This window comes from Exiguobacterium sp. s130, assembly GCF_018619055.1.
GTDB lineage: Bacteria > Bacillota > Bacilli > Exiguobacteriales > Exiguobacteriaceae > Exiguobacterium_A.
Map to the genome: position 1 here is coordinate 88036 of NZ_JACSNI010000001.1, position 22651 is coordinate 110686.

Below are 22651 nucleotides of genomic sequence, written 5' to 3' on the forward strand. Positions count from 1 at the left end.
ATTCTCCTTATTTCTTCGATTTCAAGAGATCGAAGATGATTTTCGCGTGATCCGTGTTGTCGACTTGTCCCGCGAATCGGTCTTTAGCAGGACCGAACGCATAGACCGGTACGTCTTCACCTGTATGTCCACCTGTAGTCCAGCCTGTATGCGAGCGTTCGTTGAAGATTTCTTCAATCGCATTATCGATCTCGAGAAATTTCTTCGATTCAGCAGCGCGAGAGACGCTGTCGATTTCTTGATCCGTCAAGGCGAGTTTGTCTTGGTCGATGTACTTCATTAACGTTTTCCGTACGTCCGCGCCTTCGACGATTTGCTGCGCCATGAAGTCAGGTGTCTTCTTCGCTGCTTTGATTGGCTCAGCGAACCAGTTGTAAATGCCATCCGCACCAATCGAGTAACCGCCAGTCGAGTGGTCGGCTGTTGCGACGACGAGGGTATGCTTATCCTTCTTCGCGAAAGCGATCGCGGCTTTAAAAGCACGTTCGAAATCTTCCATCTCACTCATCGCACCGACGATATCATTGTCGTGTCCTGCCCAGTCAATTTGACTGCCTTCGACCATCAAGAAGAAGCCTTTTTTATTCGAATCAAGTCGCTTGATTGCGGCGTTCGTCATTTGAGCAAGTGACGGGACTGAGTTTTCGCGATCGATTCGTTTAGGTAATCCACCGTCTGCGAACAATCCGAGCACTTGTTTATTTTTATCCGCTTGCAATTGATCCAGATCCGTGACGTAACTGTAACCGTCTTTCTTGAATGCTTTCGTCAAATCGACGTCTGGACGGACGAAGTTCGACTTACCGCCACCGAGCATGACATCAATCTTATGTTTGCCGTTCACGCGTTCTTTGAAATAGTCGTCAGCGATCGCGTTCATGTTTTTACGGCTTTCGTCATGAGCACCGAATGAGGCAGGTGTTGCATGCGTGATTTCCGATGTCGCGACGAGTCCCGTTGACTTGCCACGTTCTTTGGCTGCTTCAAGGACGGTCTTGACTTCCGATTTATCATTATCGACCGCAATCGCTGCATTGTACGTCTTCACACCAGAGGACATCGCTGTCGCGGCAGAGGCGGAATCGGTGATATTCTCCTTCGCATCTTCCGGATACGTCATCTGTTGACCGACGAGATAGGGATCAAAGGCTGTTTTTTCAGCCGTCGTCGTCGAAGGATCGTTCTTTAAGTAACGGTGTGCAGACGTGTATGAGACACCCATGCCGTCACCAATCAGGAAGATGACGTTCCGGATTTCGGGTGAGTGAGTATGTTTGGCTTTCGCTTCGGCTTCCGGCATCGAAATCATCGTACTCAGGGAAAGGGTCGATAAGGCAAAAATCGGGATCAGACGTTTTAGTTTCATAGGGATTCCTCCTCAAAAGGTAATGGGTTATGGCGCTACGACCTACAAACACAACTTTACGCAGAAAATATGAAATCCATATGGACCGTCTGTAAAGGTTTGTGAAGAAACGATGACAAACGAATAGCCCTTCTGAAAAACCATCTCAGAAGGGCTACTTGTGTATAGATTAGCGACTCCATCCGATCATCCGACGGTAGGAACTGAACGTCGGCCATGCGAGAATGACGATCGCGAGCCAGTACAGGAACTGGTTCTCGGACGAAATCAGACCAATGATTCCTGCGAGCAGGATCGTCGTGTAGATCGAGAACGTGATGATCAGTACTGGATGTAGTTTCGGGAAAATAGTGAACCGACCGAGTCGTTCGTTCGCTCCGCGGATATATAGGCGGCTACCAAAGAAGAGTAAGGCAATCGTCAAAGCGAAACAGAACAAGACGGGATACGTTAGATTCAGATCGACATTACTTTCAAAAAAGAGTGCGAAGGGTGTCGTGATCGTCATCAGGAAATTTGTTGGCTTGTCTAACTCCTCGTAGGTCACACCAAAACCGAGCAGGGCGACGGCGTAGATGCTGAAATACGTGAAGTAGTTCAAGAACAAGAAGAACGTACCAAGCAACAGTTGTCCGATGATATCACCAGCAATTGTTCCGGCGAATAAGAAGATCGTCAAAATCGTCACATCAAATAGAAGGAAAAGACCAAAATCTTGGAAGAGTGACGACCACGTGACGTAATCAAACGGATTGATACCGCCGAACGCCTGTAGCAACAACCAGCTGACGAAGAAGCCGATGATCGGAAACACGATCAGTGTTACGACGCCAATCGACCATTTGATCCAGAACAACCAGACCTTCGGAAACGGTAACGCGTGCAAAATCAGGCTGCGACCACTCCCGCGCTCGGAACCGAGCATCAGGATCGCGAAGACAGCAATGAGAATCGCTGCGAATCCGGCGAAAAAGGGACTGACGAGTACGGTGTTGAGTAGAGCAGGTTGCTGAGAGGCCTCGTAATTCTCGAACTCATTGATGACGGTATAACTGCCGAACCCATAGCTGAAGATCGCAAGCAGAATGAAACAAGCGAGCGGCCAGATGCCTTGTTTGATATGATAACGGATCAATTGCTTAACCATGTCGTTTCCCTCCAAATGTCCCTAAGAAGTAATCTTCCATCTGCACTGGCAAAGCATCTTTTAACAAGGGGTTCGTCGTTTCAAGATACTGCGCGCCTGCATCGGATAAGACGAGCAATGTCACGACCCGACCTGTTTGGGATAAGACGTGAAGATCAGCGTGTGACAATTCCGGAACGTCCTCATAGACGACTTGCCATTTCTGCATGCTGGCTTTGGCGTCGTCGAGTGCCTTTGGTTCGCGGACGAGATGTTTTTCAATCGTCATGACACGGTCAGCGAGTGAATCGAGCTCTTCGAGTTGGTGTGAGGCAATCAAGACGGCAGTTTGGCGCTCCGCAAGCAATGAGACGAGCTGTTTCAGATAATCTCGTTTGTTGATTCGATCGAGTCCGTCTGTTGGTTCATCCAGTAAGAGGACCGGAGCATTCGTCGCGAACGCAAGTTGAAGAAGGAATAACTGAGCTTGTCCTTTGGATAATGACGTCACGCGACGTCCGCGATCGAGGTTTGACGAACGACAATAGTTTTCGATGTATGTTTTCTCGAAGTTCGGATAGAACGCATTGTAGAAGTTGATCAGTTCGCCGAGTGTCATTTGGCGATAGACGGAAACAGAATCCGGAACGAGGAAAAGGTGCTCGCGTGTCTTCGGAACGTGGTGGATCGACTCGCCATTCCATTCAACTTTTCCGCGCGTTGGCTCAAGAGCACCGACAAGCGTTTTCAGTAATGTCGTTTTTCCGGCACCATTACGCCCGATCAACGCAGTAATCGTTCCTGCTGGTAGAGTAAAGGATGCATTTTCATAAATCATGGTACGGTCAATTTGTTTCGTTAGATGAGAAACGGTCAACATGAGGAATCCTCCCTAATGTGTAAGATGAGTTGATAGAGTTCTTCGTTTGAAATGGAGAGTTCGTCGGCGACGGAACAAAGACGAATGAGTGGATCTTGAATGGCGGCTTTCTTGACTTCATGAAGTGGAATATCTGAGATGAAGGATCCTTTGCCGCGCATCGTGACGATGAAGTTGCGGCTCTCGAGTTCCTGATAGGCGCGGGAGACAGTGTTCGGATTGACAAGGAGTGTACCAGCAAGTTCACGGACGGATGGCATCTGTTCGCCAGAGCGGAGTAGACCACGGGCAATCGAGCGGATGATTTGAGCAACCAGTTGCTCATAGATCGGTAACGGACTTTTCGGATCGACGGTGAACATTTCTTCGCCTCCTTAAGTGTACTAATTCAATTAATACACCAATTATAGGAATTCAAAACCTGTCTGTCAATGCCTCTTTTCAAGAAGACGATGACGCCATCGATCGCAATATTTGCTATACTGACGACAGAAGAATCGCAGGAAGGATGACCCGAGATGTTGGATCGATTGAGTGCCTTAGAGGACCGTTATGAAAAACTGAATGATATGTTGGCTGATCCAGCCATCATTAATGATACGAATCAATTGCGCGAGGTCTCAAAAGAGCAGTCGCAACTTGCACCGACCGTCGAAACCTATCGCGTCTATCGCGAGAAGATGGAAGCCTATCAAGAGGCACGCCAAATGTTGACGGATCCGGAGATGCGCGACCTTGCGAAGGAAGAAGTCGCGATGCTTGAGCCGGAGATCAAAGAGCTCGAAGCGAAACTGAAAGCCTTACTGCTACCGAAGGACCCGAATGACGACAAGAACGTCATCGTCGAGATTCGCGGCGCAGCGGGGGGAGACGAGGCAGCGTTATTTGCTGGTGATCTCTTTAAGATGTACTCGAAGTTCGCTGAGAAACAGAACTGGAAGATCGAAATCATCGACGCGAGCTATACGGAGCTTGGCGGTTATAAGGAAATTATCTTCATCGTTAAAGGAACGGGTGCCTACTCGAAACTGAAATATGAGAATGGGGCACACCGTGTCCAACGCGTTCCGTCAACGGAATCCGGTGGACGGATCCACACATCGACGGCAACGGTCGCCGTGTTGCCAGAAGCAGAAGACGTTGAAGTCGAAATCCACGATAAGGATGTCCGGGTTGATACGTTCACATCGAGTGGACCGGGCGGACAGTCCGTCAATACGACACAGTCGGCTGTCCGTGTGACGCACGTGCCGACCGGAATCGTCGCCAGCTGTCAGGATGAGAAGTCGCAGATCAAGAACAAGGAAAAAGCGATGAAGGTTCTGCGCGCGCGTGTCTACGATAAGATTCAACGCGAGCAACAGGCGGAGTATGATGAAAAACGGAAGTCGGCTGTCGGTACAGGTGACCGTTCAGAACGGATCCGGACGTATAATTTCGCGCAAAACCGAGTGACGGATCACCGGATCGGTTTGACGATCCAGAAGCTCGACCGGATCCTCCAAGGAGAGATGGATGAGGTCATCGATACGCTCGTCATGGAGTATCAAGCACGGGCATCGGAGGCGGCAAACTGATGCGGATCGCAAAACGTCTAAATGAAGCAAAAACGATGATGGAACAAGCAGGACGCGAGGGTTCGAGTGCCGAATGGTTACTCATGCACGTCTTAGATGTCGACCGGACAGGACTTCTCGTTCGCTTGTCCGATGAATTGACGCCGGAGCAGGATTTACGATTCAGTGAATACTTGCTCGCCCATGTTCACGGCGTACCCGTGCAACATTTAATCGGCTATCAGCCGTTTTACGGACGGGACTTCAGCGTCACACCGGATGTCTTGATTCCACGACCGGAAACGGAAGAGCTGATCGTCTTCGTGACGGAGCGCCTCGAACGTGAGTCGTTCACCGCGGGACAGATCGTCGACATCGGAACTGGTAGTGGGGCGATCGGAATCACACTCGCGCTCGAACTCGAGCAACCGGTCACGACCGTCGATATTTCACCAGCCGCGATCGCGGTCGCGAAGCGAAATCAAGCGACGCTTGGTGGAGACGTGACGTTCCTCGAAGGAGATTTACTGGCACCACTCGCGGACGATTCCGTGCGGGTGCTCGTCTCGAACCCGCCTTATATCGAGGAAGAAGAATTACTCAGTGAGGTCGTATTCGACCATGAACCGCATCTCGCCCTGTTCGGCGGAAAAGACGGTCTCGTCTTTTACCGACGACTCGTCGAGGAGAGCGGACGGGTCCTACGCGACGATTTCCGACTGATTGCGTTTGAAATTGGACACAATCAAGGACCGGAAGTGCAAATGATGTTAAAAGAACGTTATCCAAATGCGGAAACGGGTATTTTAAAAGATATAAACGGTAAAGACCGTATCGTGTATGCGGAACGAAAGGATTGTACAGCGTGAAGACGGAAATGATTGACTTACAGACGATGGATGAAGCAGTTCGGTTATTGCAGGAAGGAGAGGTCGTGGCGATGCCGACCGAGACTGTTTATGGTCTCGCGGGGGACGCGACGAACGAAGCGGCTGTTCGGCGAATTTTCGCCGCGAAGGGTCGACCTTCCGACAATCCACTGATTGTCCATGTCGCATCCGTAGAACAGGCACATCAGTTCGTCACGCACATTCCAGATGTTGCAACACGTTTGATGGAGGCGTTTTGGCCAGGAGCCTTGACGATCATCCTCGAATCGAACGGCACCGCATCCACACTCGTCACAGCAGGACTAGATACGATCGGATTACGGATGCCAGACCATCCGCTTGCGCTTCAATTGATTGAAGCGACAGGGCTGGGTCTCGCAGCACCGAGTGCCAACCGTTCCGGAAAACCTTCACCGACGTCATCTGCGCACGTCGCACATGACCTCTCGGGACGCATTGCTGCGATCGTCGATGGAGGGGAGACGGGCATCGGGGTCGAATCGACTGTCATCGATTGTACGATGACGCCACCGGCGATTTTACGACCGGGCGGCGTGACACGCGAACAAATCGAGGCAATCATCGGTCCTGTCACACTCGATCCTGCCTTATCGATGAAAGATGTTACACCGAAGGCACCCGGAATGAAATATACCCATTATGCGCCGGAAGCGACATTGTCCGTCGTCGAGGGGGATCTTTCATTCTTACAGCAACTCATCGATGATGCACGACAAACCGGACACAAGACGGGCGTTCTCCTGTTCGACGGGGAGGATGTCGACGCAGATGTTCGCTGCTCCCTTGGTAATTCGATGGAGACAGCGGCACAACGTCTTTACGATTGTTTACGGCGATTTGATCAGACGACGGTGGATCAGATTTTTGTACGAGACCTATCAGAAGAAGGGGTGGGGCTTGCGGTCCGCAACCGCCTCCATAAAGCAGCAGGTGGTCGGGTCATTCGCCCTTGAAGAAGGAGGATACGGAGATGAGCACACGTCGCGTTTTATTCATCTGTACAGGAAATACATGCCGTAGCCCGATGGCGATGGCGTTACTACGCTCGAAAGTCGCTGATCAGGAATTTGACGTCCGTTCAGCAGGACTACGTTCGATGCAAGGATTCGATGCGTCCGAGAACGCACTGCAAGTGTTACGCGAACGCGGCATCGAACTCGAGCACTATACGCAAGTCTTTGATGATGTACTCGGACGCTGGTCTGACATCATCTTGACGATGACGCGTCAGCACAAGCAGGAAGTCGGTGAACGCTATCCGGAACTGAAGGAACGGACGTTCACCTTGTACGAATATGTGACAGGGCTTGAACGGGATATCAACGATCCGTACGGCGGATCGATGAACGTCTATCGCCAAGTACGTAATGAACTCGAACCCCTCGTCAATCGTCTTGTGTTAAAATTAACGCAGAACGGAAACGGAAGAAAAACTCCGGACACACGGAAGCTTCCGAAAAAACAACCTAAACAAACGGGGGAATAGTAAAGATGAAAGTAGCAATCGGCGCGGATCATGGCGGTTTTAAGTTAAAGGCAGAAATCAACGATCTCCTACAAGAGCTCGGCATCGACTATACGGACTTCGGTACGCATTCGTCCGACTCGATCGATTATCCGGATGTCGCGATTCCAGTCGCGGAGGCAGTCGCGAACGGAGAGTTTGACCGTGGCATCTTGATTTGTGGAACAGGCATCGGGATCGGTATCGCAGCGAACAAGGTCAAGGGCATCCGAGCAGCGCTCGTCCATGATACGTTCAGCGCGAAAGCGACGAGGCAGCACAACGATTCGAACATATTGACGATGGGCGAACGCGTCATCGGTCCAGGACTGGCTCGTGAGATCGCACAGCTTTGGCTTGAGACGGAATTCGAAGGCGGCCGTCATGAGAACCGCGTTTGCAAAATCTCGGATTATGAGGTGAAGTAATGGACGTGACACGCATCCAGCACGATTTAGAAGAAACACTGAACGCTCTGGATGAACGATTTTCCTTAAAAGGAAAATTGCTCGTGATCGGCTGTTCGACGAGTGAAGTGATTGGCAAACAAATCGGCAAGGCAGGTTCACCGGAAGTAGCGGACGCCTTGTTCGATGTCTTCGATGCCTTTCGTCGGTCGCACCAAGTCGATCTCGCCTTCCAAGGTTGTGAGCATATCAACCGAGCGCTGACACTTGAGCGGCAAACGGCTGAACGTCTCGGACTCGATCCGGTGACGGTCGTGCCCGTTCCGGAAGCGGGTGGATCGATGGCGAGTGCTGCGTACCAGCGCTTCTCGGCACCTGTCGTCGTCGAAGCGATTCAGGCTGATGCCGGAATCGATATCGGTGACACGTTCATCGGGATGCACTTGAAAGCTGTTGCGATTCCAGTGCGCTTGCCGCATAAGGAAATTGGTGAGGCACACGTGACGGCAGCCGTGACACGACCAAAATTAATCGGTGGAGCACGTGCTAAATACGAATGATTGATGCAAGGGGTTGCGCACCCCTTGCTTTTTTGATGTTGTTTTTAGGGATGCCGGGAAGGAAACATTCGTGTTAAGATAGGTCTATCGAAATGAAATGGGGGAATTCAGATGGAACAAACACCGCTTACGTATCTGAAACAACAAGATGAGGCACTCTTTTCGGCAATGCGCCAGGAACTAGGTCGTCAACGCGATAACATCGAATTGATCGCATCCGAGAACTTCGTCTCGCAAGCTGTCATGGAAGCACAAGGCAGCGTCTTGACGAACAAGTACGCAGAAGGTTATCCAGGTCGTCGTTATTATGGTGGCTGTGAGTATGTCGATCTCGCTGAGAATTTAGCACGCGACCGCGCGAAGGAAATCTTCGGAGCGGAGCATGCGAACGTGCAACCACACTCAGGTGCACAAGCGAACATGGCGGTCTACTTCACGATTCTTGAACAGGGCGATACGGTCCTCGGGATGAACCTATCGCACGGTGGCCATCTGACGCACGGTAGCCCCGTCAATTTCTCCGGTGTCCAGTACAACTTCGTGGAATACGGTGTCGATCAAGAGACAGAGATGATTGATTACGACGTCGTCGCACAATTAGCTGAAGAGCATAAACCAAAATTGATCGTAGCGGGCGCATCGGCGTATCCGCGCGTCATCGACTTCAAACGTTTCCGTGAAATCGCAGATAGCGTCGGTGCTTACTTGATGGTCGACATGGCACACATCGCTGGACTCGTCGCAGCAGGTCAACATCCAAACCCAGTCGAGCATGCACACTTCGTCACGACGACGACGCATAAGACGTTGCGTGGTCCACGTGGTGGGATGATCCTCTGTAAAGAAGAGCATGCGAAAGCGATCGATAAAGCCATCTTCCCAGGGATCCAAGGTGGTCCACTCATGCACGTCATCGCCGCGAAAGCTGTTGCATTTGGTGAAGCCCTTGCACCAGAGTTCAAGGACTACATCGGCCAAGTCGTCACGAATGCCAAAGTCCTCGGTGAGGAATTGACGAATCGTGGACTCCGGATCGTTTCAGGCGGAACGGACAATCACTTGCTCCTCGTTGACTTGCAACCACTCGGGATCACGGGGAAACTCGCCGAGCATGCGCTTGACGAAGCTGGCATTACGGTCAACAAGAACACGATTCCGTTCGACCCAGCGAGCCCGTTCGTCACGAGCGGTATCCGGATCGGAACGGCAGCGATGACATCTCGCGGATTCAAGGAAGCTGAGATGAAAGAAATCGCCGAGTTGATCGAACTCGTCTTGAACCACCCGGAAGAAGCAGACGTTCTCGCACAAGCACGTGAGCGTGTCGTTGCGTTGACAGGTCGTTTCCCACTCTACCCAGAGCGCGGATGACTGTCATCCCCTTCGTCCTTTTCATTTTGAGAAGGGGGAAGGGGATTTTTGTTTGTCTAACAAAGGAGGCGTACGATGTATATTCTAGTCGTTGAAGATGACCCTCATATCCAAGCCCTTGTCGTGTCGACGTTACAAGCCGACGGACACGCCATCCGAGCGACAGCAGACGGAAACGAAGCGCTCGCTTGGATCGAGAAGATGACGTTCGAAGCAGCCGTACTTGATGTCCTGCTCCCCGGACAGACCGGTCTCGTTCTGTGCGAACGATTACGGCAAAACGGGGACATCCCGATTTTGATGCTGACGGCGCTCGGTGAACTGACGGATAAACGGGACGGTTTCGCAGCAGGTGCCGATGATTACATCACGAAACCGTTTGATCCGGAAGAATTAGTATTTCGCCTCCACGCTGTAGCTCGGCGCTATCAAAAAGCGGCGCAACCTGTTCTGCATCTCGGGGATGTCACGATCGATAAACGCAGTCAGCTCGTGACGATTCAGTCGACCGAGTGGACACTCCCACGCCGTGAATTCGAATTGTTGCATCAGTTGGCGAGTTTCCCGGGACGGGTCTTCAGCCGCGAGGAGTTGATCGAACACGTTTGGGGACTCGATTTCATGGGGGATGACCGGACGATTGACGTCCACATCAAACGACTCCGTGGACGCCTGAAGGAGACGAATCAGGTGAAGATCGAGACGGTCCGCGGTCTCGGTTACCGATTGGAGGTCGACGCATGAGATCGCTCTATACGAAAATCGTCGGACTCGTCTGCGTCGTCTTACTCGTGTCGGCACTACTGGCGCTCTTGATTAGTAATATTGCCTATTATTCCTTTTGGCAGGATAGCTACAGCCAAAAAGTCGAGGAAGCGGTCGAGACAGCGATTGATTATTATGAAAAGCACGGGGACGGAAAGACGGAGTCGTTTTACCGGATGTTACAAGCGACCGGCTTTCAACTGTATGTGCGCTCGGACGACGGAATCGAGCGGTATGGAAACACGTTTCGTGATGAAGCCATCTCGAATCAAGTCGTCGAGCAAGTGAAGAAGGGACAATCGTACTACGGAATGCGTGAATATCCGTTCCATCTCTTCTTGCTCGGTCTGTTCGATAACGAAGTCATCAATACGTACGGCACGTCGGTCAAGACGGCGCAAGGCACGGACGCGATCTTAGTCCGACCGGACTTGAGTCGTCAGATTCGTGAGTTGCATCTGTTCGTCGGTCTGTTCCTTGGACTGCTTGTCGTGATCAGTTTCCTTTTGCTTGTCTTTTCCATCCGCTATCTCGTTCGTCCGATCCAGCGCCTGACAAAAGCGACGGAACAGATGGCAGACGGTGACTACGGAATCCGCGTCGGAACGAAGGCACGCGATGAAATTGGTGAGCTGTCGCGGCGGTTTGACGAAATGGCGACGGCAGTCGAAGCGTCTGATACGGAACGGCGCCGATTCGTTGCGAACGTCTCGCATGAATTCCAGTCGCCGCTGACGACGATTGCTGGTTACGCGGGACAACTCGATGTGACGGGAGAAGACGTCAGAAAACGGACGGTCATCCGTCAAGAGGCGGAGCGAATGTCGGAGCTGACGCGTCAACTGTTGATCTTAGCGAAGCTCGATGAAGGACGACGCTTCAAACGACAAGCACTTAATCTGCGGACGAATCTTGAGGCGACACTCACGACACTTGCCTTCCAGCTGGATGAACAAGGAATCGCTGTCGCGCTCGATGTTCCGATGGCGATGCAGATACAAGCGGATGTCAGTGCGTTGGAACATGTCTTTCAGAACGTCATCCGAAACGCTGTCTCGGTCTCGAAAGACGGAGCGACGATCCAGATTCAAGCAGAGGAACAAGCGGATCAGATCATCATCCGAATCAAGGATGAAGGACCAGGTATGACGGATGAACAGATGAAACATGCCTTCGAACGCTTTTATCAAGGCGATGCGTCCCGGACGTCGCGCGGAACGGGACTTGGGCTTGCGATCGTCAAAGAGACGATGCGTCAACTCGGCGGGGATGCGAGCTTGTCGTCCGATTCATCGGGTTTAACCGTAATGTTAACTTTTTTACGCGCGTGACACCTGCGTTCATGTTCCGTTCATATTGCGGCTGTATCATCAATCCTGTAGCGAACATACAGGAGGGATCACACAATGAAATTAGGATGGAAAGAACTCGTCCGGATGAAAGGGCGATTCAGTTGGATGACGATCGTGACGATGTTGATCGTCTTATTGATCTTGATGATCACCGGCCTTGCAGATGGACTAGCTTATGACAATGGGGCAGCCGTCCGTAATCTGCCGGTCGAACAGTTTGCGCTAAGTAAAGATGCAGAAGGGCAGCTGACCCGTTCATTCTTACAGGCGGATGAGACACCAAAGGGCGCGGAAGCACTCGGTGTCCAGAACATGGTGCTTGAGAAGAAGAATAAAACGAAGGACGACGTGACGGTCTTTGCGTTACCACAGACTACGAAATATGGTCCCAAACAGCTGCAATCGTTGCAAAAAGGGGAGGTACTTGTCGATGCTGCGTATGCAAAGCAACGCGGAACGCACGTCGGCGATACGATCACGGATTTTCGAACGAAGGAGACGTTCCAGATTGCCGGTACAGTGACGGACGGTCGTTATAGTCATGCACCCGTTCTCTGGATGACGGATGAATCGTGGCAAGCGTGGCAATCGAAAATGGGCACGTCATACGTATCAGCGTACATCGGTCAGTCGTTGCAAACCGATCACTCGGTCTTTTTAAAACAAGAGATTGTTCAAAACGTACCGGGTTACTCGGCAGAACAAAACTCCTTTCAGATGATGCGGGTCGCGCTCGTCGTCATCGGAGCATTGATTCTGACAGCCTTCTTCTATATCTTGACGATGCAGAAGATGAAGCAGTTTGGTGTCTTAAAGGCCATCGGCATCCGGACAAGGACGATGGGAGCGAGTCTGCTCGTTCAAGTCGTCATACTGACGAGTCTTGCCTTTGGTGTCAGTATCGCCATCACCTATCTGACGAGTCGTTTCCTGCCGGCGGATCTCCCGTTCCGTTTTGAATGGTCGACGAGTCTGATGTACGGCGGCATTCTACTCGGCACGGCGATCCTCGGTGCGCTTGTTCCGTTACGGATGGTCAAGAAACTCGAGGCGGCAGATGCGATGGGAGGAATGAACGGATGATTCGATTAGAACAGATTGAGCAAAGTTATGGTGAGATGACGGTGCTGCAGGACATCAACTTACAGGCAGAAGCGGGTGAGTTGATTGCCCTCGTCGGACCGAGCGGTAGTGGAAAAAGTACATTGCTCCAGTTGCTTGGATTGTTACAGACACCAACGAATGGTGCCGTCTATTTCGATGATACGTGCGTCAGTGAAGCGTCGGACGAAGAACGTCGCCGCTTACGACTCGAGAAGGTCGGATTCATCTTCCAAGAATCGCATCTCGTGCCGTTCTTGACGGCAGGTGAGCAACTGGAGCTGGTCGCGCAGGAAGCGGGGCGAACCGTTGACGTGACATCGGCTCTCGCCGTGTTCGGACTTGAGCACCGGAAAGATCATTTACCGCATGCCTTATCAGGTGGGGAACGTCAACGTGTGGCGATTGCGCGGGCCTTCGTCAATGAACCGCGACTCGTCTTGGCAGATGAACCGACGGCGAGTCTGGATTATCCGAATGGACGTCGGGTGATGGAGTTGTTGCAGCAGCAAGCACACGGTGCGAACAAAACCGTCATCGTCATCACTCATGACGAACGGATGTTAGATGTCTGTGACCGGATTTGGCGGATCGAAGATGGACGGATCACGGAAGCAACCGCATCCCGGTCTTATTCCCATAGTTAAACGATGACCACTTGTGTTCGTGCCACTGTGCGAATACAAGTGGTTTTTTGTGATTCGTCAAGAAGATAGGGGAAACGGACCATTTGCGGAATCGTTATCTTTGTTATACTTAACCATAGTAAAAAAAGATAAGGGTGGAAATAAATGTGAATTTAACAACCTTGATTCAAAGCGAATTACAAGCCATTCAGACCGAACGATTGACGGAATGGTTTACACATAAAAGCCACGAACGCCGGGAATATCAACGGATGCTCGAAGATTTCAAAGCAATCGTCATCATGCAACAGGCCGGATTTTATGAACAAGCGGATGCTCGTTTTGAACAGTGGAAGACGTTACCGATGCCGGCAGAGGTTTATCGTTACCGCCTAGCGATCGCAGGAAAAGCAGGCGGGAAACGTCTTGCCCAGAAACGATTGGCATCGTTTCCTATGACCGTTCAGAATCATCCACAACTGAAAAACTGGAAGCGACTCGGAAAACTAAACCCGTGGTGGCTCGGTGGAGCTGTAGCTGTCGTTTGTCTCGGTCTAATCTGGACACAGTTGGATAGCGAACCCGCAACACCGGTCGCGACGAAACAGACAGAGGTCGAGCAACAACTCGCAGCGCTACAAACAGAAGTCGAACAGTTAAAAGAAAAAAACGAACAATTGGCAAGGGAGCAAGAGAGGGCGAAAGCGATCAAGCCAGAGAAGAAGGAAACAAAAACGGAAACACAGGAGCCGAAAGTGTCTGCGAAAGAAGCGCTCGAGCAAGGGGTCGCTGCCGTTCAGGCGAAGGACTACAAACGAGCAGACAGTGTCTTGAACGGATCCGTCTTGACGAACAAAGAGACAGCAGGCATGGCACGCTTTTATAAGTTGATTGCGGCCGGAAAGTTGAAGAACACGACACAAGCAGATTACATCGCCTATCGGGAAGATTTTCCGAAGTCCGGTTACATAAGTGATGTCCTCTGGATGCAAGCCGTTTATGAACAAAAATATAAAAAAGGCGACTACCGAGCGACCTTACAAGAACTCGCGAAACAACCGGAAAATGAATGGTCTTATGCGGCAAAAGCGATTCTATCGGGTAAGAGTACGCTCGGGAACTGACGAAAAAACAGTTCCCAAGCAGTACGCTTATAGAGTACAATGCGAAAAGAGAATGGAGAGGAGATGCAAACAATGAGTAAAGTACATGTATTTGATCACCCATTGATTCAGCACAAGATGACGATCATGCGTAAAGTCGAAACAGGAACGAAACAATTCCGGGAACTTGTCGACGAGGTGGCTTCATTGATGGCATATGAAATCACACGTGACCTTCCACTCACAGATGTCGCGATCGAGACACCGGTCACGAAGACGACGCAGAAGATGATCGAAGGCAAGAAACTCGGGATCGTCCCGATTCTCCGCGCCGGTCTCGGTATGGTCGACGGCATGCTCCGCATGATGCCGAACGTCAAAGTCGGTCACATCGGTTTGTACCGTGATCCGGAGACACTCGAGCCAACGGAATACTACCTCAAGCTCCCAACAGACGTCGCAGAACGTGATTTCGTCGTCGTTGACCCGATGCTTGCGACAGGTGGTTCGGCGGCAGACGCCATCTCCTCCTTAAAGAAACAAGGGGCGAAGAGCATCAAGCTCGCATGTCTCTGTGCAGCACCTGAAGGCGTTAAACGCGTTCAAGAAGAACACCCAGACGTCGACATCTATCTCGCGGCACTCGACGAGAAGTTGAACGACCACGGATACATCGTCCCAGGGCTCGGTGATGCAGGAGACCGTCTCTTCGGAACGAAGTAAAAAGACAGCAAGATATACGAAAAGACCGCAGACGATGATCTGCGGTCTTTTCGTTGCTATTTCGTAAACTGCGCAAGATTGCTGAAATATGCTTTAATGAAAAAAGGAAAAAAGGAGGAAGTCACCATGCCGATTACAGTCATGCCGATTTTCGGGACACGACCGGAAGCCATCAAGATGGCACCGCTCGTCAACGCCCTGAAGCAACACCCTGCTTTTGATGTTCATGTTACGATCACTGCCCAACACCGCGAGATGCTCGATCAAGTGCTCGATCTGTTTGAGATCGAACCGGATCATGATTTAAATATCATGAAACAACGTCAAACACTCATCGACATCACGACGCGGGGTCTTGAAGGACTTGATGCGATCATGAAGGACATCAAACCGGATCTCGTCCTCGTCCATGGGGATACGACGACGACGTTCGTCGGAAGCCTAGCTGCCTATTACAATCAGATCGCGGTCGGTCACGTCGAGGCGGGACTGCGGACCTATAATAAGTACTCTCCGTTCCCGGAAGAGGTCAATCGTCAGTTGACGTCGACGCTCGCGGACTTACATTTCGCTCCGACAGCGCAAGCGGCAGCGAATCTCGCATCCGAAAATCGTCACGCCGGTGTCTACATCACAGGAAACACGGCGATCGATGCTCTGCAAACGACCGTCCAATCGGATTACGTCCATCCGATGCTCGAGACGGTCGGGGACCGGAAGTTGATCTTGATGACAGCGCACCGTCGTGAGAACCAAGGCGAGAAGATGCACCAAATGTTCCGGGCGATTCGTCGCCTCGTCGATGCGTTCCCGGAGACGCACGTCGTCTATCCGGTCCACCTCAATCCAGTCGTTCAAGAAGCGGCGAAGAAGGTTTTTGAAGGGCATGATCGGATTTCGTTGATCGCTCCACTCGACGTCTTCGATTTCCATAACTTCGCGAGCCGTGCCCATTTGATCTTAACTGACTCGGGTGGCGTACAAGAAGAAGCACCATCACTCGGTGTTCCTGTTCTTGTCTTACGCGATACGACGGAACGTCCGGAAGGGATTACTGCCGGAACGTTGAAGCTTGCCGGAACGGAAGAAGAGACGATCTATCAGATGGCAACAGAACTCTTGACGAACAAAACACTTTATCAGGAGATGGCGCATGCTTCAAACCCGTATGGAGACGGTCACGCCTCAGAACGCATCGTCCAAGCGATTCTGCATCACTTCGGTCAAGGAGAAGCACCGGCACCGTTACTCACACAATGAAGTAGGACAGCACGCGTCATCACCCGACTCCTACAGGAAAAAGCGCGACAAGTCGCGCTGTCAGAGACGAACAAGACCCGAATTCACGGACCGGAAGGAACGTGAATCCTGGCTTGTGTCTCGCCTGAGGAAAGCGGGTGAAGGAAGCGTGGAGAATTCAAAGCGAGATAAAATACTAGTATATGTAGCTTCCTACATGAAGGAGCTATATTATTTTTGTCATTTCCGCTAAAATCAGCCCATTTGTTTAGAAAATGTAAAACCAGATGACCTTGAAACTGGAAAGGAAACGATGACGATTCAAGCTGTGACGTACCGCACGATTGAAAAAATGGAAATCGCTGAAATGTATTGTTACAAACAGATGTCAGAGCTGTTTTTATGTCCTGATTAGGAAGCGTTTTCAATTGTGAACAAAAAATGTTTTTTCACAAAATCGACACAAATCAATTTTAGAGGTCTTGTTTCGGTTTAACGGGCACGATATAACGTTACTGTTCAACGGTTTTGTTCACCATATGAACAATCTCTTTAACCGTTGATAGCACTACATATTTTCTTCACATCTTCGTGAAATGACTTGCATGTAAGACATCTGTGAAAACCTTATCAATCGTTGATATGTATAGGTTTTTCGGCTCTGTTTTTATTGTGAATTCATTTGACTATGAAAGCTGCTTCATTGTATTCTTGACTAGTATGAAAATCCGCAAATTGTGGGAAAGAAAAAGAACTCACAATTGGGAAAAAAGGGGGTCGTCTCTAGTGCGCCAAAGTGGGCTCGCGAAGAGTATGGTCATGGCCTCGCAAATTTCGACGGCACTGGCTGCACCGATCGTCATTGGCTTTTTGGTTGGGAACTATGGGGAACAACAACAATGGTGGGAAAAAATGGGTGCGACGTTCGCCGTGTTCATCGGGATTTTCATCGGCATTCTTTGCATGATCGCCATGATCAGGCACTTGTTAGGGGAGAAGACATGAACATCATCCTTCAAGATGCGTTGTATCGTGCGTACTTACGATGGTTTGGACTCTTTTACGGGATCCTGGCTGTCCTGCTGCTCATTGGACGCCCGAGTGAACCGGTCGTCTATGGACTGGCGCTTGGTGGAACTGGCAGCTTTCTGATCTTGACGCTTCAACGACTCAGCGTCGATCGGATGTATCGTGTAATCGAGACGGGGCGTAAGCCGATGTCTCGTGGGACCGTTTCACGCATGGCGGTCGCGGTACTTTGTGTGATGATCGGTTTGAAATATCAAACTGAATTGTCATTAACTGCGGTGGTAATAGGCCTTCTCGCCGGCCACGTCATACAATTTTGTGAGTTCTTGACTCACGAACTCAAGCGGGAAAAGAGGTGAATAGTCAAATGAACCACGAAATGCCACTTTACGAAATCCCACTCTGGGGTGACTTCGTTCTGTACGGTAGCTGGACGAACTTGATCACAGTATTGATTGCTGCTGCTCTCGTCTTCTTGATTGCCGTGGCCGGTACGCGACGTCTTGTGATGAAGCCAACCGGTGCTCAAAACGTGATGGAGATGTTCCTCGAATTCGTTCGCGGTATCATCAGCAGCACGATGGACTGGAAAACAGGGGGTCGCTTCCTTACGTTCGGAATGACATTATTCCTGTTCATCCTTGTATCCAACATCATGGGTCTCCCATTCAACGTCGTGACGGGACACTACATTTGGTTCAACTCACCAACTGCAGATCCTTACGTGACACTGGCACTTTCATCTCTCGTAGTGGTCATGAGCCATTACTACGGTGTGAAGATGCGCGGCTTCGGCGCTTATGCGAAAACATTCATGACGCCGATGTTTATCATTACCATCATCGAGGAGTTTGCAAACACGTTGACGCTCGGTCTTCGTCTTTACGGAAACATCTTCGCTGGTGAGATCATGATCGGAATCATTCTTTCGATCGGTATCGTCTCTGGTACGAACGATTTCCAATTCGCCGGACCACTAGGCGCGATCATCTCGGGTATCCCGATGTTGATCTGGCAAGGATTCTCACTCTTCATCGGTGGTATCCAAGCGTACATCTTCCTTATCCTGACGATGGTTTACATCGGACATAAGGCAGCGCACGACCATTAATTCGAAGGTAAAGCATTCGCTTTTCCGATAACAGCACGACCAAATCAATGAACACACTCTAGGGAGGCAATTTATCATGAATCTTATTGCAACAGCGATCATCATCGGACTCGGCGCACTCGGCGCAGGTATCGGTAACGGTCTTATCGTAAACGGTACAGTATTAGGTCAAGCACGTCAGCCAGAACTCAAAAACGAACTTCGTCAAACAATGTTCATCGGTATCGGTCTCGTCGAGGCACTTCCAATCATCGGTGTAGCGGTCGGTTTCCTTCTTCTCAACTCTTAATCCACGATTAACGAGAACGGACTACATAGGGCGCTATTCGTTCAACGTTTGAGTGAACCGTCACGGGAGCTTAGGCTCCCTTATGTAGATATTGAAGTTGAACCAACCACGAGGGGAGTGTAATCGAATGAATCTAACGTATCTTGCGGCAGAGGCTGGTGGCGAAGGCAACCATCTCTTATTAGCCAACATGATCGTCACGATCGTCGTTTTCCTCTTGCTCCTCATCCTCTTGAAGAAATTCGCATGGGGCCCGCTCGTCAACATGATGAAAGCGCGGGAAGAGCATGTGGCTAGCGAGATCAACTCGGCTGAAAAGAGCCGTAAAGACGCTGAAGTCTACGTAGAACAACAACGCGAAGAATTAAACAAGGCGCGTACGGAAGCACGCGATCTTTTAGAAGCATCACGCCGTCAGGCAGAAGCAGAGCAAGCACGTGCGATGGAGCAGGCACGTCTTGAATCCGAAATGAGTAAGGAAGAAGCTCGCCGTGCGATCGAACGTGAACGCGCTGAAGCACAAGCTGCTTTGAAGAACGATGTCGCTCTTCAAGCAATCGCTGCAGCACGCCACGTCATGAAAACACAGCTTGCGACGGACGAAGCCGCTCAAAAGGCACTCGTCGATCAATTCCTTGCTGATACTAAGGGCACGAACTAATGCGTGATCACGTAGCGGGACGCTACGCAAAAGCGCTCTTCGATCTTGCGCTTGAGCACCATGTGCTCGAGCAAGCAGAAGCTGATGTGCGGACGCTCGGCGAAGTGCTCCACGCAACACCAGAGCTCGCTTCGGTTTTAGATAACCCATCGATTTCTGCTGAAGAGCTCAAGCAAGTTCTTCAAACAAGCTTCACTGGCTTCAACTCGATCGTCTTGAACACGTTGCTCGTCATGGTCGAAAACGACCGGGCGGCAGAAATAGTCACGTTACCGGAACACTTCATTGCATTGTTGAATGAACACCGCAATGTCGCGACGGCAATCGTCACGAGTGCATACAAATTGTCAGGCGAGGAACTCACGAAAGTGAAAGAGACGTTTGGCCAAAAATCAGGTAAAACGCTTGAAGTCGAGAACGTCGTCGACACGAGTGTCATCGGAGGACTTCGCGTTCAAATCGGTTACACGACATATGACGGTACGATCGAAACTAAACTAACGCGCCTTGAGCGTGAGCTGTTAAAAGCGTAAGAAAATAGGGGTGAAACGCATGAGCATTAGAGCTGAAGAAATCAGCGCCCTGCTTAAAGCGCGTATCGCGCAGTACGGTTCTACGATGGAAGTGAACGAGACAGGTACGGTCATCCAAATCGGTGATGGTATCGCTCGTGCACACGGACTCGACAACGTCATGTCGGGAGAGCTCGTAGAATTCGCTAACGGCACAATGGGCTTGGCGCAAAACTTAGAAGAAGGCAACGTCGGTATCATCATCCTCGGTGACTACCTTGAAATCAAAGAAGGCGACTCTGTTCGCCGTACGGGCCGCATCATGGAAGTACCAACTGGAGACGCACTCCTCGGACGTGTCGTCAACCCACTCGGTATGCCAATCGATGGTCTTGGTCCAATCGAAACAGAACACTACAACCCGATCGAGCGTAAGGCGTCTGGCGTCATGGCGCGTAAATCGGTACACGAACCACTTCAGACAGGAATCAAGGCGATCGATGCCCTCGTTCCAATCGGTCGTGGACAGCGTGAGTTGATCATCGGTGACCGTCAGACGGGTAAGACGTCGATCGCGATCGATACGATCATCAATCAAAAAGAAGAAAACATGATCTGTATCTACGTCGCAATCGGACAAAAAGAATCAACAGTCCGTGGCGTCGTCGAGACGCTCCGTAAAAACGGTGCCCTCGATTACACGATTGTCGTTTCGGCAGCGGCTTCACAGCCGGCTCCACTTCTTTACCTCGCACCATTCGCAGGTGTCGCGATGGGTGAACACTTCATGGACCAAGGCAAACACGTTCTTGTCATCTATGATGATCTTTCAAAACAAGCAGCTGCTTACCGTGAGCTTTCACTTCTCTTGAAACGCCCACCAGGCCGCGAAGCTTACCCAGGGGATGTCTTCTACCTCCACTCACGCCTTCTTGAGCGTGCGGCGAAGTTGAACGACGAGCTTGGCGCAGGTAGCTTGACTGCCCTTCCGTTCATCGAGACGCAAGCGTCGGATATCTCAGCTTATATCCCGACGAACGTTATCTCGATCACGGATGGTCAAATTTTCCTTCAATCGGATCTCTTCTTCTCAGGTGTCCGTCCCGCGATCAACCCGGGTCTCTCGGTATCGCGTGTAGGTGGTTCGGCTCAAGTAAAAGCGATGAAGAAGGTAGCGGGTACGCTCCGTCTTGACCTCGCATCTTACCGTGAGCTTGAAGCATTCGCTCAGTTCGGATCTGACCTTGATAAAGCGACTCAATCGAAGCTTAACCGTGGTGAGCGGACAGTTGAAGTCTTGAAACAGGACTTGAACCAACCCCTTACTGTCGATAAGCAAGTCATCATCATCTATGCCTTGACTCGTGGTCACCTTGATGATGTTGCTGTAACGGATATTCGTCGTTTTGAAAAGGAACTCAACCTCTGGCTCGATCAAAACCGCAAACAACTTTGCGATGAGATCCGTAAGACAGGTAACCTTCCAGCAGACGAAGAGCTCGTAGCAGCAATCTCAGAATTTAAGAAAACGTTCCAAGCGACGGTCTAATCCGGCGGAACGCTCTTGAAACTAACAAGGTGGTGAATCGAAATGGCATCGTTGCGCGAGATACAAACGCGGATCAACTCGACGAAAAGTACGAAACAGATCACGAAAGCGATGAACATGGTTTCGGCGTCGAAACTGAACCGCGCTCAAGCACATAGCGCGAAGTTCCAACCTTACATGCTGAAAATGCAAGAGGTACTCGGAACCATTGCGAATGGCACGACAGGTGCGAGCCATCCGATGCTCGAGAAACGTCCCGTCAAAAAGACGGGCTACATCGTCATCACATCGGATCGCGGCTTAGCTGGTGCATATAACGCCAACGTGCTGCGTGAAGTCTACCGGGAAATCAAAGAAAAGCATACTACGGACAGTTACGTTCTCTTCGTGGTCGGTAAAGTCGGTGTCCAGTTCTTCCGTTCACGCGGAATCACGGTCACGGATGCGATCACAGGCTTGAACGATTCTCCTTCGTATGTCGACGTCGCTGAGATCGTGAAGCGCACAGTGAGTGCGTTCACGATCGGCGAAATCGACGAGCTCAAGCTGTGCTACAACCACTTCTTATCTGTCATCAGCCAGGAAGTGAAAGTCGAAACCCTTCTCCCACTCGGAGAAATCGAAGCTTCGTCTTCGACGACTTATGAGTACGAGCCAAGCGAGGAACAAATCCTTGCAGAACTCCTCCCGCGTTATGCGGAGAGCTTGATCTTCGGTGCGCTTCTTGACGCGAAAGTAGCAGAACATGCGTCACGTATGACAGCAATGCAAAGTGCGACAGATAACGCAGATGACTTGATCGGTCGATTGACTCTCGTCTACAACCGAGCTCGACAAGCTGCAATCACGCAAGAAATCACAGAGATCGTCAGTGGGGCTGCTGCGCAGCAGTAATCCCGACTGGCGTAAC

Annotated in this window: 26 protein-coding genes; 22 read left to right on the top strand and 4 right to left on the bottom strand. The window is 50.8% G+C overall.

The window, feature by feature from the left end; genetic code table 11:
• Window positions 1–7: 7 nt before the first annotated feature.
• The 4 genes from HZS85_RS00480 to HZS85_RS00495 all read right to left on the bottom strand — a co-directional run bounded on the left by HZS85_RS00480 (window position 8) and on the right by HZS85_RS00495 (window position 3734).
• Window positions 8–1366, bottom strand: a complete 1359-nt coding sequence (locus tag HZS85_RS00480; protein ID WP_214852090.1) for an alkaline phosphatase — start codon at window positions 1364–1366, stop codon at window positions 8–10.
• 169 nt (window positions 1367–1535) lie between these two features.
• Window positions 1536–2513 (bottom strand): hypothetical protein, encoded by a 978-nt coding sequence (locus tag HZS85_RS00485; RefSeq protein ID WP_214852092.1) that lies wholly within the window; start codon window positions 2511–2513, stop codon window positions 1536–1538.
• The gene (locus HZS85_RS00490; RefSeq protein ID WP_035410673.1) at window positions 2506–3372 is read right to left on the bottom strand and encodes an ABC transporter ATP-binding protein; all 867 of its coding nucleotides are present in this window, start codon (window positions 3370–3372) and stop codon (window positions 2506–2508) included. Before HZS85_RS00490 ends, HZS85_RS00485 begins: the two co-directional genes overlap by 8 nt.
• Window positions 3366–3734, bottom strand: coding sequence for a GntR family transcriptional regulator (locus tag HZS85_RS00495; protein ID WP_035410669.1), 369 nt, complete (start codon window positions 3732–3734; stop codon window positions 3366–3368). Before HZS85_RS00495 ends, HZS85_RS00490 begins: the two co-directional genes overlap by 7 nt.
• Window positions 3735–3890: 156 nt before the next feature.
• Here HZS85_RS00495 and prfA point away from each other — a divergent pair, with 156 nt between their 5' ends.
• The 22 genes from prfA to atpG all read left to right on the top strand — a co-directional run bounded on the left by prfA (window position 3891) and on the right by atpG (window position 22635).
• On the top strand, window positions 3891–4949 hold the full coding sequence (gene prfA / locus HZS85_RS00500; protein WP_056064179.1) for a peptide chain release factor 1: 1059 nt from the start codon (window positions 3891–3893) through the stop codon (window positions 4947–4949).
• Window positions 4949–5797, top strand: coding sequence for a peptide chain release factor N(5)-glutamine methyltransferase (gene prmC, locus HZS85_RS00505; RefSeq protein WP_214852094.1), 849 nt, complete (start codon window positions 4949–4951; stop codon window positions 5795–5797). Before prfA ends, prmC begins: the two co-directional genes overlap by 1 nt.
• Complete coding sequence (locus tag HZS85_RS00510) at window positions 5794–6792, top strand: L-threonylcarbamoyladenylate synthase (RefSeq protein ID WP_214852096.1); 999 nt, start codon at window positions 5794–5796, stop codon at window positions 6790–6792. Before prmC ends, HZS85_RS00510 begins: the two co-directional genes overlap by 4 nt.
• Window positions 6793–6809: 17 nt before the next feature.
• Window positions 6810–7325, top strand: a complete 516-nt coding sequence (locus HZS85_RS00515) for a low molecular weight protein arginine phosphatase (RefSeq protein WP_035410655.1) — start codon at window positions 6810–6812, stop codon at window positions 7323–7325.
• A gap of 5 nt (window positions 7326–7330) precedes the next feature.
• Window positions 7331–7771: a ribose 5-phosphate isomerase B gene (gene rpiB, locus HZS85_RS00520; RefSeq protein ID WP_214728375.1), complete on the top strand. Its 441-nt coding sequence runs from the start codon at window positions 7331–7333 to the stop codon at window positions 7769–7771.
• Window positions 7771–8310, top strand: a complete 540-nt coding sequence (locus tag HZS85_RS00525; protein WP_035410650.1) for a TIGR01440 family protein — start codon at window positions 7771–7773, stop codon at window positions 8308–8310. The genes rpiB and HZS85_RS00525 overlap by 1 nt, the downstream gene beginning before the upstream one ends.
• Before the next feature lie 111 nt (window positions 8311–8421).
• Entirely contained in the window at window positions 8422–9681 is a 1260-nt protein-coding gene (gene glyA, locus HZS85_RS00530; protein ID WP_023469510.1) for a serine hydroxymethyltransferase, read from the top strand.
• Between the two features lie 75 nt (window positions 9682–9756).
• On the top strand, window positions 9757–10425 hold the full coding sequence (locus tag HZS85_RS00535) for a response regulator transcription factor (RefSeq protein ID WP_214852098.1): 669 nt from the start codon (window positions 9757–9759) through the stop codon (window positions 10423–10425).
• Complete coding sequence (locus HZS85_RS00540; RefSeq protein ID WP_214852100.1) at window positions 10422–11777, top strand: sensor histidine kinase; 1356 nt, start codon at window positions 10422–10424, stop codon at window positions 11775–11777. Before HZS85_RS00535 ends, HZS85_RS00540 begins: the two co-directional genes overlap by 4 nt.
• Window positions 11778–11852: 75 nt before the next feature.
• Window positions 11853–12881 (top strand): ABC transporter permease, encoded by a 1029-nt coding sequence (locus tag HZS85_RS00545; protein WP_214852101.1) that lies wholly within the window; start codon window positions 11853–11855, stop codon window positions 12879–12881.
• A complete protein-coding gene (locus tag HZS85_RS00550) occupies window positions 12878–13546 on the top strand; it encodes an ABC transporter ATP-binding protein (protein ID WP_214852102.1) in 669 nt (222 codons plus the stop codon). The genes HZS85_RS00545 and HZS85_RS00550 overlap by 4 nt, the downstream gene beginning before the upstream one ends.
• Before the next feature lie 146 nt (window positions 13547–13692).
• Complete coding sequence (locus HZS85_RS00555; protein WP_214852104.1) at window positions 13693–14649, top strand: hypothetical protein; 957 nt, start codon at window positions 13693–13695, stop codon at window positions 14647–14649.
• Between the two features lie 72 nt (window positions 14650–14721).
• Window positions 14722–15351 carry a uracil phosphoribosyltransferase gene (gene upp / locus HZS85_RS00560; RefSeq protein WP_023469504.1) on the top strand — a complete coding sequence of 210 codons (630 nt, stop codon included), beginning with the start codon at window positions 14722–14724 and terminating at the stop codon, window positions 15349–15351.
• A 126-nt stretch (window positions 15352–15477) separates the two neighbouring features.
• On the top strand, window positions 15478–16611 hold the full coding sequence (gene wecB / locus HZS85_RS00565) for a non-hydrolyzing UDP-N-acetylglucosamine 2-epimerase (RefSeq protein ID WP_214852105.1): 1134 nt from the start codon (window positions 15478–15480) through the stop codon (window positions 16609–16611).
• A gap of 765 nt (window positions 16612–17376) precedes the next feature.
• On the top strand, window positions 17377–17595 hold the full coding sequence (locus HZS85_RS00570; protein WP_023469502.1) for an AtpZ/AtpI family protein: 219 nt from the start codon (window positions 17377–17379) through the stop codon (window positions 17593–17595).
• On the top strand, window positions 17592–17978 hold the full coding sequence (locus tag HZS85_RS00575) for an ATP synthase subunit I (RefSeq protein ID WP_214852106.1): 387 nt from the start codon (window positions 17592–17594) through the stop codon (window positions 17976–17978). The genes HZS85_RS00570 and HZS85_RS00575 overlap by 4 nt, the downstream gene beginning before the upstream one ends.
• Window positions 17979–17986: 8 nt before the next feature.
• A complete protein-coding gene (gene atpB, locus HZS85_RS00580; protein WP_053454403.1) occupies window positions 17987–18730 on the top strand; it encodes a F0F1 ATP synthase subunit A in 744 nt (247 codons plus the stop codon).
• Between the two features lie 76 nt (window positions 18731–18806).
• Window positions 18807–19019 carry a F0F1 ATP synthase subunit C gene (gene atpE / locus HZS85_RS00585; RefSeq protein WP_023469499.1) on the top strand — a complete coding sequence of 71 codons (213 nt, stop codon included), beginning with the start codon at window positions 18807–18809 and terminating at the stop codon, window positions 19017–19019.
• Window positions 19020–19146: 127 nt separating this feature from the next.
• Window positions 19147–19680: a F0F1 ATP synthase subunit B gene (atpF, locus tag HZS85_RS00590; protein ID WP_214852108.1), complete on the top strand. Its 534-nt coding sequence runs from the start codon at window positions 19147–19149 to the stop codon at window positions 19678–19680.
• On the top strand, window positions 19680–20213 hold the full coding sequence (locus HZS85_RS00595; protein ID WP_214852111.1) for a F0F1 ATP synthase subunit delta: 534 nt from the start codon (window positions 19680–19682) through the stop codon (window positions 20211–20213). Before atpF ends, HZS85_RS00595 begins: the two co-directional genes overlap by 1 nt.
• 19 nt (window positions 20214–20232) lie before the next feature.
• Window positions 20233–21741, top strand: coding sequence for a F0F1 ATP synthase subunit alpha (atpA, locus tag HZS85_RS00600; RefSeq protein ID WP_035395863.1), 1509 nt, complete (start codon window positions 20233–20235; stop codon window positions 21739–21741).
• A gap of 42 nt (window positions 21742–21783) precedes the next feature.
• Window positions 21784–22635: an ATP synthase F1 subunit gamma gene (atpG, locus tag HZS85_RS00605; protein ID WP_058704130.1), complete on the top strand. Its 852-nt coding sequence runs from the start codon at window positions 21784–21786 to the stop codon at window positions 22633–22635.
• Window positions 22636–22651: the final 16 nt, after the last annotated feature.